This window comes from Microvirga sp. 2MCAF35 (genome assembly GCF_052115545.1).
Classification (GTDB): domain Bacteria; phylum Pseudomonadota; class Alphaproteobacteria; order Rhizobiales; family Beijerinckiaceae; genus Microvirga.
Map to the genome: position 1 here is coordinate 87,245 of NZ_JBFRGW010000002.1, position 13,010 is coordinate 100,254.

Annotated in this window: 18 protein-coding genes; 11 read left to right on the plus strand and 7 right to left on the minus strand. The window is 60.7% G+C overall.

Features of this window, described 5'->3' with window-relative positions:
- Window positions 1-30: 30 nt before the first annotated feature.
- Entirely contained in the window at window positions 31-609 is a 579-nt protein-coding gene (locus AB4097_RS01485; RefSeq protein ID WP_442036536.1) for a tyrosine phosphatase family protein, read from the minus strand.
- A 257-nt stretch (window positions 610-866) separates the two neighbouring features.
- Between AB4097_RS01485 and AB4097_RS01490 the strand changes: the two genes are divergently transcribed.
- The 3 genes from AB4097_RS01490 to AB4097_RS01500 all read left to right on the plus strand — a co-directional run bounded on the left by AB4097_RS01490 (window position 867) and on the right by AB4097_RS01500 (window position 2,752).
- Window positions 867-1,598, plus strand: a complete 732-nt coding sequence (locus AB4097_RS01490; RefSeq protein ID WP_442036538.1) for a L,D-transpeptidase — start codon at window positions 867-869, stop codon at window positions 1,596-1,598.
- Window positions 1,599-1,824: 226 nt separating this feature from the next.
- Window positions 1,825-2,040 (plus strand): YgaP family membrane protein, encoded by a 216-nt coding sequence (locus AB4097_RS01495; protein ID WP_442036540.1) that lies wholly within the window; start codon window positions 1,825-1,827, stop codon window positions 2,038-2,040.
- Between the two features lie 331 nt (window positions 2,041-2,371).
- Window positions 2,372-2,752, plus strand: a complete 381-nt coding sequence (locus tag AB4097_RS01500; protein ID WP_442036542.1) for a DUF1622 domain-containing protein — start codon at window positions 2,372-2,374, stop codon at window positions 2,750-2,752.
- Here AB4097_RS01500 and AB4097_RS01505 read toward each other — a convergent pair.
- Complete coding sequence (locus AB4097_RS01505; RefSeq protein ID WP_442036544.1) at window positions 2,735-3,694, minus strand: homocysteine S-methyltransferase family protein; 960 nt, start codon at window positions 3,692-3,694, stop codon at window positions 2,735-2,737. The genes AB4097_RS01500 and AB4097_RS01505 overlap by 18 nt on opposite strands.
- Window positions 3,695-4,058: 364 nt before the next feature.
- Between AB4097_RS01505 and AB4097_RS01510 the strand changes: the two genes are divergently transcribed.
- The 3 genes from AB4097_RS01510 to AB4097_RS01520 all read left to right on the plus strand — a co-directional run bounded on the left by AB4097_RS01510 (window position 4,059) and on the right by AB4097_RS01520 (window position 6,405).
- Window positions 4,059-4,808 (plus strand): EAL domain-containing protein, encoded by a 750-nt coding sequence (locus tag AB4097_RS01510; protein ID WP_442036546.1) that lies wholly within the window; start codon window positions 4,059-4,061, stop codon window positions 4,806-4,808.
- A gap of 503 nt (window positions 4,809-5,311) precedes the next feature.
- Complete coding sequence (locus tag AB4097_RS01515; RefSeq protein ID WP_442036548.1) at window positions 5,312-6,154, plus strand: alpha/beta fold hydrolase; 843 nt, start codon at window positions 5,312-5,314, stop codon at window positions 6,152-6,154.
- 110 nt (window positions 6,155-6,264) lie between these two features.
- Window positions 6,265-6,405, plus strand: coding sequence for a hypothetical protein (locus AB4097_RS01520; protein WP_442036550.1), 141 nt, complete (start codon window positions 6,265-6,267; stop codon window positions 6,403-6,405).
- Between the two features lie 12 nt (window positions 6,406-6,417).
- Here the strand turns inward: AB4097_RS01520 and AB4097_RS01525 are convergent, their stop codons facing one another.
- Window positions 6,418-7,158 (minus strand): LuxR C-terminal-related transcriptional regulator, encoded by a 741-nt coding sequence (locus AB4097_RS01525; RefSeq protein ID WP_442036552.1) that lies wholly within the window; start codon window positions 7,156-7,158, stop codon window positions 6,418-6,420.
- 346 nt (window positions 7,159-7,504) lie between these two features.
- Between AB4097_RS01525 and AB4097_RS01530 the strand changes: the two genes are divergently transcribed.
- Window positions 7,505-7,768 carry a hypothetical protein gene (locus AB4097_RS01530; RefSeq protein WP_442036554.1) on the plus strand — a complete coding sequence of 88 codons (264 nt, stop codon included), beginning with the start codon at window positions 7,505-7,507 and terminating at the stop codon, window positions 7,766-7,768.
- A 273-nt stretch (window positions 7,769-8,041) separates the two neighbouring features.
- On the plus strand, window positions 8,042-9,061 hold the full coding sequence (locus tag AB4097_RS01535) for a hypothetical protein (protein WP_442036556.1): 1,020 nt from the start codon (window positions 8,042-8,044) through the stop codon (window positions 9,059-9,061).
- Window positions 9,062-9,207: 146 nt separating this feature from the next.
- Here the strand turns inward: AB4097_RS01535 and AB4097_RS01540 are convergent, their stop codons facing one another.
- Window positions 9,208-9,603: a hypothetical protein gene (locus tag AB4097_RS01540; RefSeq protein WP_442036558.1), complete on the minus strand. Its 396-nt coding sequence runs from the start codon at window positions 9,601-9,603 to the stop codon at window positions 9,208-9,210.
- Between the two features lie 95 nt (window positions 9,604-9,698).
- Window positions 9,699-9,866 (minus strand): hypothetical protein, encoded by a 168-nt coding sequence (locus AB4097_RS01545; RefSeq protein ID WP_442036560.1) that lies wholly within the window; start codon window positions 9,864-9,866, stop codon window positions 9,699-9,701.
- 146 nt (window positions 9,867-10,012) lie between these two features.
- Between AB4097_RS01545 and AB4097_RS01550 the strand changes: the two genes are divergently transcribed.
- Window positions 10,013-10,342 (plus strand): NepR family anti-sigma factor, encoded by a 330-nt coding sequence (locus AB4097_RS01550; protein ID WP_442036562.1) that lies wholly within the window; start codon window positions 10,013-10,015, stop codon window positions 10,340-10,342.
- A 92-nt stretch (window positions 10,343-10,434) separates the two neighbouring features.
- Here the strand turns inward: AB4097_RS01550 and AB4097_RS01555 are convergent, their stop codons facing one another.
- Both AB4097_RS01555 and AB4097_RS01560 read right to left on the minus strand, forming a co-directional pair.
- A complete protein-coding gene (locus tag AB4097_RS01555; protein WP_442036564.1) occupies window positions 10,435-10,794 on the minus strand; it encodes a hypothetical protein in 360 nt (119 codons plus the stop codon).
- Between the two features lie 100 nt (window positions 10,795-10,894).
- Entirely contained in the window at window positions 10,895-11,290 is a 396-nt protein-coding gene (locus tag AB4097_RS01560) for a response regulator (protein ID WP_442036566.1), read from the minus strand.
- A 429-nt stretch (window positions 11,291-11,719) separates the two neighbouring features.
- Between AB4097_RS01560 and AB4097_RS01565 the strand changes: the two genes are divergently transcribed.
- Complete coding sequence (locus tag AB4097_RS01565; protein WP_442036568.1) at window positions 11,720-11,908, plus strand: hypothetical protein; 189 nt, start codon at window positions 11,720-11,722, stop codon at window positions 11,906-11,908.
- A 150-nt stretch (window positions 11,909-12,058) separates the two neighbouring features.
- Window positions 12,059-12,208, plus strand: a complete 150-nt coding sequence (locus AB4097_RS01570) for a hypothetical protein (protein WP_442036570.1) — start codon at window positions 12,059-12,061, stop codon at window positions 12,206-12,208.
- Window positions 12,209-13,010 lie beyond the last annotated feature (802 nt).

The following is a 13,010-nucleotide window of genomic DNA, read 5'->3' on the forward strand; positions in this document are numbered from 1 at the left end:
GTAATGGCCTGTCGTTTTTCGCAACAGCCCTCAAGCCGCCATCTCGACCTCGCGGCCGCGTCCGAGATCGTGCATCAGCTGCACATAATTCGGCATGCGCTGAATCTGGCGGCCGTAATGTCGGCGCAACGCATCCGTGAGCCGTCCGTTGCGCCCCAGGAGGTCATCGGCGAAATCGACCATGAGGGAGTTCGGCCACGCCTGAGGCCGGATCTCGGCGAGTCGCTCGAACAATACGTCCTCGCTCTCGTCGGGATTAGCCTGGGCCATGAGAGTGAGCATTGCGGCAGTCGAACGCGAGACGCCCATATGGCAATGGACGAGCAGGTGTCCTTCGACGTGCCCCTCACCTTCTTCCATCACGTCGTCTCCGAAGCGGAGAATCGATTCCACATCCTGCGGCGTGGGAAGGATCATGCCCGGGATCGGATTGATGATGTCGTGGAAGCGCAGGATCGTCCTGTGGTGCGGATCGTAGGCCCCGAAGGCTTCCGGGTCGGGATGGTCGGGATCCAGGATCGAGAGCACATGGGTCACGGACCTGTCTCGCTGGTCCGGCAGTTCGGAGATGCCGCAAATCGTGAGCATCCGTATGGGTATGCGCTGCATGAAAACACTCGTTCGTCGCTTGAGGTGAGACAGAAAACTTAACGAACCTATTCAAAGCGTTAACTCGCGGCGAGTCGAATGGATCGAGGCGTTCAAAATACTGTGTCTTGCAAACCACACCCGGGCCTTGCCACATTTCCGCCATGCAAGATCCACCTTGTCGTCACCACCAAGGCTATGTCTCTTCATGAGTATTGCCGTCGCGCTTGAGCCTCGGCAGATCACACCAAAAACAGAAACTGCAGGTCACCCTACTGATGTTTGCTGCCCTGGCTTCGCGCCCGTCACTGTTGAACAACGCGACCCGCTTCCTTGCGGTTCTTCTTCCCATGGCCTTGGCGGCCTGTGTCTCGACACAAGGCCCCATGCAGCAAGCCGTCCGCCGCATCGATCCCGCCTATGTGGCCATGTACGGCCCGCGCCCGGACGAGCCGCATCCGTTGCCCGCCACCGACATTTCGGAAGTCGATCCGCGCTTCCTGCGCCGCGAGGTCGCCTATTACGGACGCGAGGAACCGGGCACTATCGTGGTCGACACGGAAGCCCGTCATCTCTACCTCGTCCGTGAGGGCGGCCGCGCCATTCGCTACGGCATCGGCGTCGGCAAGGAAGGGCTCGCCTGGAGCGGCCGCGCACGGATCGGCCGCAAGGCCACGTGGCCGCGCTGGACGCCCACCGCCGCCATGATCCGCCGCGAGCCTGAGCGCAACGGCCGCTGGGCCGGCGGCATGGAAGGCGGATTGAACAACCCGCTCGGCGCGCGCGCCCTGTATCTCTACAACAACGGCGTCGACACCATGTACCGGCTCCACGGCACCACGGAGCCATGGTCCATCGGCCAGTCCGTGTCGAGCGGCTGCATCCGCCTGTTCAACCAGGACATCATCGACCTCTACAGCCGCGTGCCCGTGGGCTCGCCCGTGGTCGTGCTACGCGGCCAGCGCCTCTTCGACGTCGAGGATGAATCGCGGGTGTCGTCGGCCTATTGAGCGACACGCACAAGGTTCAAGAGGGTCGGCTGATAGCCGGCCCTTTTTCTTTTGTCCCCGTCAGGCTTGTTGTAAAATCGGCGTGTCTCTGTTGGAGGCATGGTCATGACGCGCATCGTGCGGACCCGGCGGGCCGCGCTAGCGAAAAGTGGCCCCGGTTTTCCGCGTCGAACGATGCGCTTTCCAAAAGAGGCACCGGATAAGCCCAAAAAGTGGACACCACTTTTTGGGCTTATCCGATGCCCTAGAACGCGCGCTCCTTCTGACCGTCGGCGGGCTCATCATCGTTTCCGTCCTGCTCGCCGTTACCGTGAACATCAACTGGCTCTGGCTCACCGGGCTCCTCGGCGCCCATCTGGCGCAGGCATCCTTCACCGGCATGTGCCCGGTCGTGATGATGTTCAAGCGCATGGGACTTCCGAGCAAGCCGGGGTTTACCTGATCGTTTCGACACCCCGGTTCGATCCCCACCCTTGTTGAGGCTTCATCCTAAGAAGGCCGCGGAGCGACCGGCTCGAAGGACGAGCCCCCCTCTGCGTCATGGCCAGCCTTGTGTCGGCCATCCCGCTTCCGTGAAGCGAGACGTCTTTCCGATCGAGATCACCGGCACGAGGCCGGTGATGGCGTGAGAGAAACTGGCAACGCATGCCCAATCGAATGAGGTCTGTGAACCGGGAGCCGAATGCCGTTGACCGAAAACAGGCGTCTCTCTCCCCTGGAGGCTTGGCCAAGCTGTCCTATGAATCTATGTCCATGAGGCTTAAGGATCGCTCATGGACGATTGGTTTTTCTCGGCGCTCAAACTGACGACACGTGCCATCGAGGTCGGCGGGATCGCCATCATTGTCCTCGGGATCCTCGGATCGAGCATCGCCGCGCTCTGGCAGATCCTGAACGGCCGCCCGGGGGCGGACGCGTTCACCCTCTATCGCTCGAATGTGGGCCGCGCCATTCTGCTCGGCCTCGAATTCCTCGTCGCCGCCGACATCATCAACACGGTCGCCATCGAGCCGACGATCCAAAGCCTTCTGATCCTCGGCGGCATCGTCCTCATCCGGACGTTCCTCAGCTTCTCGCTCGAAGTCGAAATCGAGGGCCGCTGGCCCTGGAACCGGCATACGACCGAAAGCGGACCTTCACGCCCCTCGGCCTGATGATGGAATGCAGGCCTCGCAGATCGCCGCGATGTGACGATGATCGGTGCCGCAGCATCCTCCGAGCACGGAAAGCTGCGTCATGCGCTGGCGCAGAGCCCGGTAACGACGCCCGAGATCGACAGGATCGCCGGGGTCGAGCTCGGTGGATTCATCGAGTTCCGCGTGGCTTTTAGCCGAGGCATTGGCGCGTAGCCCTCGAATGCGCCGGATCCATTCGTCATCCCCAGCCAGGATGTGGTCGAAATGGGTTGGGTGTGCGCAGTTGATCATGTAATAGGCCGGAATATGACCGGTCTCGCGATCCGTTCTTTCGATGGCGGATCGGAGTGTCTCGCCGGAGGCGAGCCTGCCATCCGTTTCGACCGTGAACGAAATCACCGCCTGCATGCCGAGCGCCTCCGCCGCGCGCGCGATGCCGATGGCCTCCTCTGCATAGTTCATGGTGACGGCGCTCACCATGTCCGCTCCACCCTCGCGAAAGGCTTCCACCTGCGGCGCATGATATGCCTGCGCCTCTTCCGCTGCCATCCGCGTATCCACTCTGTAGCCGTCCCCGCGCGGGCCGATAGCGCCATTGATCAGGATTCGTTCCCTGGTGTCAGAGAGCCTGTCCCGAAGGGAGGCCGCCCAGCGCACGGCCTCCACATTCACGTTCGCCAGTTCAGCAGGCGAGACGTTCAGCTTCGCGCCCCAATCGGCGTTGGCCCGCCATGTGGGCGTATCCAGGATGAACCCGACATCCCGCTCCATGGCGGTGCGGATGTAGGGCTCGAAATATCGTTCGAGCCGGGCTCGCCCCTCCTCGCTGCGCAGAAGCGGAAAGGCTGCAAAGCAGGGAAGATCCAGGCCTTCGAGAAAAACGAGCGTGGTTTCGAGTCCGCCGTCGGTCAGAAAGATCGCATCATCGGAGGGTGGAAAGGCAAATCGGCCGCTGGTCATGGCAGCACCTCCCGCATGTCTTGCGTCAACGATGAACCGTCAGTCTTCCCCGGCAAGACGGCTGGCTCCGCGGCGCGCTCTGCCCATGCGGGGTTGAGAACTGTGGCAGACTGCGAGATTGCCTGAAGACCTACGGCCTGGATGTGCTTTTCCTCACGTTAGAGCATCGGACCCAAAAGTGGATTCCACTTTGGGGTCCGATGCTCCATTCTTGAGCTGATGCATCGTTCGACGCAGAAAACCGGGTCCACTTTTCGCTAGCGCGGCCCGCCGGGTCCGCACGATGCATTAGGGCAATCGCAAGATCTTTCCCCATACTGATCTGTGAAATCCTTCAATCGTCAGATCGGAAACGCCAGTGGACATGAAATCGGGTTGCCAGGGATGCCGGGACGGCGAGCCGCTCCCGTTCGACTTCACCATGGCGTTCCACCCGATCGTGGATCTCGACCGGGAGATCGTCTGGGGCTACGAGGCGCTGGTCAGGGGAACGGAAGGGCAATCGGCATGGCAGATCCTGAGCCAGGTCGATGAAGCCCGGCAGTACAAGTTCGATCAGGCCTGCCGGGTGAAGGCCATCGAACTGGCGGGCCGCCTCTTCCCGAGAACCGAGGAGACGCGGCTTTCCATCAACTTCATGCCGAATGCGGTCTACGAGCCCTCGGCCTGCATCAGAACATCCCTCGAGACGGCTCGCCGCGTGGGCTTCGACACAAGGCGGATCATGTTCGAGTTCACGGAAAACGAGCGGATGGCGGACACGAAGCACGTCGCCCGGATCATCGCGGAGTACAGGCGCCTCGGGTTCATCACGGCCATCGACGATTTCGGCGCGGGCCATGCGGGCTTGAACCTCCTCGCCAATTTCCAGACCGATCTCATCAAGATCGACATGGAGATCATTCGCGGCATCACGGATTCGTCCGCACGTCAGGCCATCATCGCCGGCATCCTTGTGATCGCCCGCGCCCTCGGCATCGCAATCATCGCCGAAGGCGTCGAGACCCAGGCGGAGCTCTCCACTCTGCGGGATGCGGGCATCAGCCTGTTCCAGGGCTTTCTCTTCGCCCGACCGGCCCTCGAAGATCTTCCGGCCGTTTCGCTCGGCTTCTAAGGCAAACAGCTTTTTCGTTTCCGTTTCGCGTTCTCGACGCTGAACCGGATCCACGTCACCGACAAATTCGCTCGCGCAGAGATCAGCGCAATCCTGAGCCCTCATCCTGAGGAGGTCGCCCTGCGACCGTCTCGAGGTCCCGGACTATGTCCGGGCACGAGGGCGTTTCCAGAGAACACTGGAAGATCCATCGAGACGCAGCTTCGCTGCTCCTCAGGATGAGGTGAGATTCATAACCCGGACTTTAAGGGACAAACTCGGCAGTTGACGTAACGTCCAAGCCCCGTTAGGAAAAGGATCCCGGCCGCCCGCCGCCGCCACTCTTCCAGTGTCCGTCGGCTCCATTCCTGCCTTTCGTTCCCGCTCCAGCCCATGACTGGCGCGTTTTGCCGTTCGCCCCGACGGGATCGGCATGTGAGGCAGATGTCCATCCCCTTTGCGGCCGTTCCTCGCAAACGATCAAACGCTCCCGGAGCGGCTGCATTCGACCTCGCGTAGCCACCATGAAGGACTTTCAATCAGGTCTCTTCCTGAACAAGATTCCCTATGTGCAATCGGGTTCAGGCTCCAACCCCATCGTCGTGCTCAACGGCGGACAGGCTTTCGTCAGGCGTCCGATCCCGGCGCGGGCGTTGCGGGATGCGAGGCGCATCGCCCGTCTCCTGCCCTCCGGCCGCCCGGTCTACATTCTGGGCTACGAGCCGTCGCCGCCCGCCGACTACACGGTCGGAACCATCGTCGACGACGTGGCGCGGATCCTGCAGGAGATCGGCCCGGCCACCGTGATGGGCATCTCCTTCGGCGGCTTCGTGGCCGCGCGTCTGGCTGCGGATCGCCCCGACCTCGTGAAGGAACTGATCCTGATGGTCAGCGCCCATCGCTTCTCGCCGGAGGGACGCCGCAGCGTCGACCGGCAGATCGCCTGCGCCTGGGCCGGCGACTTCGAGGGCTTTCTCGACGAATTCGGCCTGGTATTCCGCCGCCCGTGGCTCAACTGGCTCATCCGTTGGCGGTTCAGTCAGGAGCGCAGGCGGCTGCATGAGACGATGAACGATCCGGCGACAATCGTGCGTGGCCTCAACGCCGTCGCGGGCGAGGAATTCGGCCGCGATCCGTCCTGGCTCGCCCGCATCGCGGCGCCGGCCCTTATCGTCGGTGCGACGCGCGACCCGTTCTTCGATGTGGCCGCGCTCGAGGAGACGGCACGGCTCATCCCAGGCGCGCAGTTGCGGATCTTCAGGAACGAGACGCACATGCTCCCGATCGAGCGGGCGCGGGACGTCGCGAAGGCGATCGCTCGGTTTCTTTATAAGGATCGGGACGTCACGAGTCGCACGACGTCTTGAAAATCGGGCGCATCTTTCGTGTCCGATGCTCCCATGTGAAATGCTTCACAGCGCCGTCGAGCGAAGCACGCCATTCTGCAGGTATTCAGCAAGCTCGAAAGGAAGACGCCATGAAGGCTACCGATCATCACCGGACGACATTCGAACCGGCCGTGCGACCCTTTCCCGTGTCGGTCGCACTGCTTTTCGTGGTCATGAGCATCAACGTCGCGGCAACAATCCTCTCGCTGCTCGCTGCGGCTGCGGCGTGACGCGTCCAGTGTTCAGCTCAAGCGCCGCACCTCGCGGAACTCGCCGGCCGTCGAACCGACGTCGCGGAGATTTCCCGTCGCCCACATGGCCGCCTGGGTGCGATTGGCGACGCCGATCTTGCGCAGGATCGCCTTGACGTGGACCTTGATCGTCGCCTCGGTGATGTCGAGCTTGCGTGCGATGACCTTGTTCGGATCGCCGCCCATCAGGGACTGCAGGATCACGGTCTCGCGCGGCGAGAGCTTCGACACTTTCGGATCCGGCGTCCGGTGATCGGCCAACGGAATGATCTCGGCCGCGCTGGCGGACGAGAATTCCTGCGTGAGAAGCTGGCGCACGAGCGAACCGGGCAGAATCCTCTCGCCCAGCATGGTGAGCTCGAACGTCCTGATCAGAACGTCGCGCGCGCTCGTGGCCAGGCAGAAACTGTCGACCCCGGTCGCGACGGCGGAATGCACGGCCTGAACATCGAATTCATGGGAGATCGCCACCACTCGCGCCGCAGGATGCTGCGCCTTGGTCTCCCGGATGAGTTCGAGCGTCTGCTGAAAATTTCCAGTACCGTCGACGACGCAGAGATCGGGTTCGTTCGATGCCGATCCGGTCACATCGAAGCAGGTGCCAGAGAGAAGCTGCGAGAGACCGGCCTGCAGCAGGGCGTTCCCGCAAAGCAACCTTGTTGCGAAGCGCTGCGTAGAATCGACTTCAGGCGCACGAGGCGCCGCGGCATCGTCGAAATCATCCTTGATCATGGATTGCCCCCCTAGGACAAAATGGAGCGGGTAGTCCTCCTTTCGCTATCAGGACTCAAAGTCTTGAACCGATCAAGAGAGGGCCACCACCTGTTACTCACTAAGGGGTATTACGTACTACCTAAGGGCCTGGGCGCGGAAAGCTCGCGTTAAGATTTTCCAGGGTTGAGCGCCCGAATCCGGTATCGAGCTGATCGGACGGAGTTGACCTCGCAGACGATTCCACCCCTCACCGTCCGGGTTACCGACTTGGAGCCTGGACTTTACTCCGCAAGCTTAGATTGCACGCGTTGCCGGCAACCGCCCCGGAACGATATTATTCCTCACAGTTTCTGAAGGGGGAAGCATGGTGGTCAACAGGACGGGGGTGACGAAACAGCGTCCCGAGCGGCAGTCACCCGGAGGCGCGATCACCGACAACGATCTTAAAATCCTCTGGGTGACGCGGACGCTGACGAACATAGACTTCCAGTACGGCGAGGACATCCTGAATCTCAGCCACAGCAACATCGATGCCGAACAGAAGCGATATATCGAGGCCGAGTTGCTCCTGAAATACCGCGAGCGGCGGGAGCCGTATCAAAAGCTCCTGGAGAGCCTCAGGGCCTGAGGACCGTCCGAAGAATACGGCAACAAAAGAGGCCCCGAAGGGGCCTCAGTTCTTCAGAGGGAGCAACCAATGCTGTCGGCCACGCATCAGTCTCCCCCTGTCTGCGGCATCGGTCAATTCACGTATCCTTACGGATCATGACGCCCGTGAACGGCGCCATGGCATCGCCGTGGACGATGCGGCCCGATGGAACAGCAAAGGCTGCAGCATAGTTGATGGTGAAAGAACATATGCAGTGAGCCGGGGGTGTGCGATTCGTTCTGGGAGCCGCGTATGCCGACGGTTATAGCGATCGAAGCCAAGCCCCTCGAGTTCCAAGCCATCAACAGCGGCTTTTTCCATCTCTATCTGGTCAAGACGCAAACGGACGCCGCAGGACGCGTCGTATCCGAGAAGGTGATCAGGGGCTCGCTCGAAGGCTTCGGCGAGCTTGGAACGATAGCCAGTGCCGACCTGGCCTCTTCTCCTGACAGAAGAGGGTCCGACACACCTCAGGAACGGCATCGAACGCCGCTGGACCTTGGCTCGAGGAATGCGAACGATGTCTGGAAGGTGATGGTTCAGCACGCCAGCAACATCGACAAGGCCGGTCTGCATTACAGCGCGGATATCTTCCAGCAGTTTCCTGGAGGGGACCTGAACAGCAACTCCGTCGTTGCCTCCGTCCTCAACTCGGTAGGGCTCGATTGGGCCAAGAGCCTCCCGCTCGGGGTGAGCAGATCGGAAGCTCCTCTCTACGGCCAGCTCCAGTACATGAACGTAAACGACGTTCTTTCCGGAACGGCGCACAGCGACGTGGTCCAGGGCGGCGTCGGAAATGACCGGATCAAAACCAGGCAAGCGGACGACACGATTTCCGGCGGCAATGGCAACGACCGTCTGTGGGGCGATTCAGGCAATGACAGCCTGTCCGGCGGAGGCAATGACGACCAGCTTTATGGCGGTTGGGGCAACGACATTCTGCGCGGAGGCGCCGGTAAGGACGCGTTCGTCTTCAACACGACACCGGACGGGGCCACGAATATCGACGAGATCCGAGGTTTCTCGGTCGCAAACGACACCGTATGGCTCGAGAACAGCGTGTTCACCGCAGTCGGCCCGAACGGGCGCCTGAACTCGGCGGCTTTCTGGACAGGCGAAACCGCTCACGATGCGACGGATCGCATAATCTACGATCAGGGTCACGGCATTCTGTACTACGATTCCGACGGCACGGGCGCGGCCGAGCAGGTCGCCTTCGCGAAGCTCGCCACGGGACTGAAGATGACCAATGCGGACTTCAAGATCGTGTAGGTCGCTTCTCGCGCATTGGACGTCAGTTCGAACTCACGTCCAATGCTCCAGGTTTTGCTCTCTCGCATCTTTGCACACAAAATCGGTTCCCGCTCCTGCGTTCGATGCTCTGCGTCTGGGGCACTCCCCAGCGAGGAGTGCGGCCCTCAGCGACGGGCGGACGCTTGTTCCTCAGCGGCCCCGGGACGCTGGATCTTGCTCTCGTGGAAGCGTCGAACCATATCGCTGCCCAAGCTCGTCTTCAGAGCGCTCGCAGGCTGATCGCGATTGGCCGCATAACAATCCTGCATGGCGAACTTCTCATTGGCCTTGGGATTGTAGAACGTCTTCTCCGTTCGGTTGTACGTCCATGGCTCGTCGCTGCAGTTTCGCCCATAAGCCCCGATCGTATTCTCAACCGCCATCCATTTGAGACCGGAACCGGGACACTGGCCCTCGTACTGCCCGCTATAGGCGCCGATGCGCGGGTAGCAACTCGTCTGGGCGTGCACCACGCCGAGTGACAACAAAAGGATCGCGGTGGACAGGATCGCTCTGGACATGAGTTCATTCGAGACGGTTGCGGCTCAACTTAGCAATAACGATGATGCAAGGGAATGCGCCTGAGGACCAGATCGCATTCCAAGAAACGCCGCCTTTAACGACCGCTCCAGGCCCTCAAGGCCAGAATAGGCGTCAGGATCGGCCAGCCGAAGCCGGCGATGAGAATGTGGTCGAGACCCACCCCCTCCTCGCCGTCGATGGTGGTAGACACTGCCAGCAGCAGGATCACACCGCACAAATAGACCATGAGAACTTCACGCATGAACCCAGCCCGCCTTTGTCGCCAAGGTCGAGCTTTGACGCAGTGTTCAGCTGAATCCAATGCGACCGGCGGTCGCCGCATCCTTTGGTAGAAGACGCTCGGACCGCACCTGACGGCCGAGGAAGCTTGTCCCAATCTGGGCCCTTGTGGCACTTTCTCAGAAAAAACTATTCTTTTCCATAAACTTAGCTGAAACCCTACGCAGCCTCACTCGTTCACAGCTCAAAGACGAGCAGAAATGGAGGGCATGGATGCCAAAGCGGCACCATCCTTATGCGGAAGGGAGCGATCGGGGCTGGAGCATCGGCTCCGACAACCTGACGTCGACCGGTCAATCCGAGTTCCTGAAGGATCTTGGAAGGCAATTGCAGCAGAATTATCAGAGTATGCTGAAAGAGCCTGCTCCCGATCGCATCCAGCAATTGCTGGAACGTCTGGAACAGGCTCACTATCCCGAAGACGACGAAGAACTCTAAAGCATCGGATCCAAAAGCGGACTTGCACATTTGGGATCGGATCCGATGCTTCCTCTTTCAACGAGAGCATCGTTCGATGTGCAAAATCGGCATCAGCCCCTGCGGCGGTTCCGGTGACCGGATGACGTCTCGCGCGGGATGAGATTGTAGATCAGGAACCCCGTCAGGATCCCGGCTCCAAGCAGGACCAGCGGGTATGACCTGGCGGTATGAACGACGTCGGAAGCCTTCTCCCGCACCACGTACAAAGGCGCGGAATCGTGGATCAGGCGTTCGGCGCGCCTGAGGTTCTCCCGACGGGTATGAATTTCCAGGTCGTATCCATCGTCGTCCTCACGCTCGTGGACGGCGATGCTGTTGCGGGCGAAACCTCCCGACACCAGACGCTGAACGGCCTGATTGGCCTCCTTGCGGGACGGGAAGCTGCCTGTGGCGATGGACGTGTGCGGCATCAGTCAATCCTTTCAAACTGCTGACGCAAATTCCTGGCAAGCGCCAAGGTTCCACGCTCCCGGCACGATGGAAGGCAGAACACGTCTGATCGCAGCAGCATCAGTTCCGCCGGGATGCGACTGCCGCCTTCTCGGCTTCCATCAGGACATCCAGCGCTCTCCAGGGCTTCTGCATGAAGCGCACATCCCGCGGAACATCGGCCTCACGCTGGTCGAGAGGCCGCCCGGAGGTCAGGACGGTCCGCACCCATGGCCATTTCAGGCGCACCGTGCGAACGAGGTCCAGGCCATCCATGAGGCATGGGAGGCGCACATCGGCGAACAGGAAAGCCACCTCGTCCGAATGCAGCCGCAGATAGTCCAGGGCCTCTTCCGCACTGGACGCCTCGACAACCTTCAGGTCGGTTTCTTCAAGGAGCGCTGCCGCCAAGCCTCTGACCTCGAAGTCGTCCTCGACGATCAAGGCGACACGATTAGGCTCGATTTTCTGTCCCATCCGGCGATCTCCTCTGTAATCCGGCGGCTGTTCTTGGAGCACTCCGCGGGTGCGACGACGCGCGAGGCTCGGCGATAGAAGGAAAGACCGGCCCGGAAACGCAAAGCGGGTGGTCGCGGTGAAAAGCAAGACGCGACGCAAACACCTGTTCTGCCAGACGCGCCTCGAAACTCTGTGTTCGAGGGACCGAATACAATAACCCAACTCCCCGGTGGTACGCCATCGGGAGCAGCCCTGATCACAGAACGGTGAACTTCGCGCTCCGTTTCAGCTTGGCCGTTAAGAAATTTGCCAGGGGTTCGTTTTTGCCTTGGAGGAACCTGCCTCCAGGCTGTAGCTTAGGCTCAGAACCGACCGTCTGCACGTGAGATCCCGATTGTGCTCAAGGAGACCAAGCTTCATCAAGAGTTCTTGGATCTGGAGCAACACATGCGACTTCTGGATCGGCAGCTTGCAGATGCCATCCAGCGCGTCCGTCACGGCTCCTCCCCCGATCTCGTCCAGAAGGCCAAAGAGGACGAGAAATTCCTTCTTTCCGAGCTCGACCGCCTGATGACCCGGATGCGCGCCGTCGAAGGCCAGCTTCTCCAGATCCAGAAGACCGCCACGCGGCATTAGGGCCTCGATCATCGGACCCTATAGGGATTTGCACTTTGGGGATTCATTCGATGCTGTAGCGCATCGTGCGGCAGCACACCTCGCGTGGCGCGCTTCAGGAGCAAAGTGCCCTGCGATTTACCTTAGGTCATATTACGAAGAGGATGAGCCATGGCCTTCAACGGCTATCATCTCACTTCCCGCACTGATATTGCCAGAGATCGAGCCCCTCGGCGGCTTGGGATTCCTCTGCTTCCGGCATTGCTCGGCGCATTGGCGGTCGTGAATGTCGCATCGGTCATCATGGTGCTGATGGAATAGCTCGCTGCGCTAAAGCACCGGACCCAAAGTGGCTTTCACTTTCGCGATTCATTCCAAGAGAATTGGCCCGAGCGATAGCAAGAACTGCAAGGCGCTTCGAGAGAGAAGCGGCCTTGCAGGTTCATGGATTTCGGCCAGTGCATCGCGCGAGACGGACGATCCGTATCAGACGATGCGCGGGCTGGTAACGAACATCGTTTGGACCCAAGAGCCAAGGCGCTCCTGGGTACAGTGCCTTATCGCAATCCGAGGAACGACAAGATCGCGAGAACGACCACGATCGCGCCGATGAGCCAGATGATGTTGTTCATGATGATGCTCTCCTGACGTTAGCTAGACCCCATGCCAACGGTCAAGGTGGGCCTTCGTTCCGTCGAGAGAGGATCGTTCGGCTAATCGGAATTGCAGTCTGTCACATCCCTTCCGGCCACGTTTCCGGCCGGGCCGATCTGCCGTCTCGATACGGTCGTGCACGCCTCACGCGTCAAACCCCGGCTTGTGTCCGCCTGAATGCTGCCGTCGTACACGCGCTCCGTTTCATAACCCGGTCCCGATTGATACTGCCACGTGGAAACGCCGGCCGTGCCTACACATCCGGACACGCCCACCGCAACAAACGCAACAAACGCCAGGTTTCTGAAGGATTTCGACATCGCTAACCCCGATCCTCGTTCTTGCCGATGACACGGAACCTTATAGGCGGCATTGCCGATACGGCAACGTTGCTTGGAGGGCTCAAGGGAAAGCGTGTCAGCTCCACCTCCGATGCGCGGCATATCAAAAGAAAAACCCCGGTGTCGCC

Bases quoted from the DNA above. Each gene is read 5' to 3' on its own strand.
- AB4097_RS01485 (WP_442036536.1), bottom strand. From the start codon at position 609: ATGCAGCGCATACCCATACGGATGCTCACGATTTGCGGCATCTCCGAA.
- AB4097_RS01490 (WP_442036538.1), top strand. From the start codon at position 867: ATGTTTGCTGCCCTGGCTTCGCGCCCGTCACTGTTGAACAACGCGACC.
- AB4097_RS01500 (WP_442036542.1), top strand. From the start codon at position 2,372: ATGGACGATTGGTTTTTCTCGGCGCTCAAACTGACGACACGTGCCATC.
- AB4097_RS01505 (WP_442036544.1), bottom strand. From the start codon at position 3,694: ATGACCAGCGGCCGATTTGCCTTTCCACCCTCCGATGATGCGATCTTT.
- AB4097_RS01510 (WP_442036546.1), top strand. From the start codon at position 4,059: ATGAAATCGGGTTGCCAGGGATGCCGGGACGGCGAGCCGCTCCCGTTC.
- AB4097_RS01515 (WP_442036548.1), top strand. From the start codon at position 5,312: ATGAAGGACTTTCAATCAGGTCTCTTCCTGAACAAGATTCCCTATGTG.
- AB4097_RS01520 (WP_442036550.1), top strand. From the start codon at position 6,265: ATGAAGGCTACCGATCATCACCGGACGACATTCGAACCGGCCGTGCGA.
- AB4097_RS01525 (WP_442036552.1), bottom strand. From the start codon at position 7,158: ATGATCAAGGATGATTTCGACGATGCCGCGGCGCCTCGTGCGCCTGAA.
- AB4097_RS01530 (WP_442036554.1), top strand. From the start codon at position 7,505: ATGGTGGTCAACAGGACGGGGGTGACGAAACAGCGTCCCGAGCGGCAG.
- AB4097_RS01535 (WP_442036556.1), top strand. From the start codon at position 8,042: ATGCCGACGGTTATAGCGATCGAAGCCAAGCCCCTCGAGTTCCAAGCC.
- AB4097_RS01540 (WP_442036558.1), bottom strand. From the start codon at position 9,603: ATGTCCAGAGCGATCCTGTCCACCGCGATCCTTTTGTTGTCACTCGGC.
- AB4097_RS01545 (WP_442036560.1), bottom strand. From the start codon at position 9,866: ATGCGTGAAGTTCTCATGGTCTATTTGTGCGGTGTGATCCTGCTGCTG.
- AB4097_RS01555 (WP_442036564.1), bottom strand. From the start codon at position 10,794: ATGCCGCACACGTCCATCGCCACAGGCAGCTTCCCGTCCCGCAAGGAG.
- AB4097_RS01560 (WP_442036566.1), bottom strand. From the start codon at position 11,290: ATGGGACAGAAAATCGAGCCTAATCGTGTCGCCTTGATCGTCGAGGAC.
- AB4097_RS01565 (WP_442036568.1), top strand. From the start codon at position 11,720: ATGCGACTTCTGGATCGGCAGCTTGCAGATGCCATCCAGCGCGTCCGT.
- AB4097_RS01570 (WP_442036570.1), top strand. From the start codon at position 12,059: ATGGCCTTCAACGGCTATCATCTCACTTCCCGCACTGATATTGCCAGA.